We start from the raw sequence: 1,201 nt of genomic DNA, 5'->3' as shown, positions 1-1,201 counted from the left end.
AATAATGCACGCTTATTTGTTTTATACTTTCTTTTTTTCTTCTTCTTGTTTGATCTGAGATCAATCGGAGATTTGCATAGCATCATTGAAAGATTGTAGGTTAGTATATTGGCAAAAAATTCTTGCTTTATTGCATTGGGGCTTTTACCAATAAAGTTTTCTATACATATCGCATATTTCATATCCTTGTATTGTTCCTCAACTCCCCATCGCATATGATAGAGAGCCTTAAGTTTTTTACGACTAAATGTTTTTTTGTCAAAAAGCGATGTCATTAAATACTCTATTTCTCCAGTATCAAGTAAAACTTTTGTTAGCCGCACCTTTATTTGCTCATTTTCAACTTGAATGTATTCAAAGCAATCATTGTGGTTAGCTTTTATAAATTTCACAACTTCTCTACATGCATTTCTTTGTAAACGAAAACAAAATTGATTGCCTGATTCTGCTACCTGTTTTAAAAAAGAACGACTAAAATATCCACGATCAAATAATAGAAGATTATTGTTGCCAAGTGACTCCAAAAGAACCTTCGCTTGTGTTTCTTCAGATTCTTTATATGCTCCTATCACAGCATTTACACAAACATTGTTTAAAACATCTGCTGCGAATGAAACTTGTGCTTTGATCCATTTTTTACTGTCAGACAATACATTCTCTCCAAATGTCTTTATTGTTTCTTCGGTACGAGGGAGTGTATATACAGATCCATCAATGGCAATGAGCCTATATCCATAATATTGTTTAAAGCTATAGTTTTTGTAAAAGAACTGGGTAAGTTGCTCCATTGCATCCTTAAAGGCTGTAAAGCTTAGTTTTGCTCTGCATTGTGTTAATGAAGAGGTGGTTGCTTGCCTTATTTCTTCTGGAGTATTATATAATTTTGAAAAGAAGTTGTCAATTTCAGATTGAGAACGTTTGTTTAGCATATTACAAATAAATAGGAAGGTCGTCTTGAAATTCCATATTCGATCTCTGGTAAAGTGCTTTTTATCTGTCTTATGCTTAGAACAAAAGTCGTTATTTTCTATGAGATTTAGGATGAACTTTAATAGTTTGGCACGATTTTTAGATTTGAGCGCTAGCTTTCATAACAGGTTGTTTTTTAGTTGTTTGACCCAACTAAGATAGTAAAAATATTTCAGATAGCAAACTCATAGTATTGTATTTCAATACCTTACACACTAACTTAATGACATTG

At 32.2% G+C, this 1,201-nt stretch carries 1 protein-coding gene; it reads right to left on the bottom strand.

The window, feature by feature from the left end:
• Nucleotides 1–1,031: IS4 family transposase (locus tag OM075_RS25090; protein ID WP_301193309.1), on the bottom strand; the 1,031-nt coding region annotated here is incomplete at its 3' end.
• Nucleotides 1,032–1,201: the final 170 nt, after the last annotated feature.

The organism is Plebeiibacterium sediminum (genome assembly GCF_026013605.1).
GTDB classification, from domain to species: domain Bacteria; phylum Bacteroidota; class Bacteroidia; order Bacteroidales; family Marinilabiliaceae; genus Saccharicrinis; species Saccharicrinis sediminus.
The sequence above is the reverse complement of the archived record's forward strand: the minus strand, read 5'-3'. Positions and strand labels throughout refer to the sequence as shown.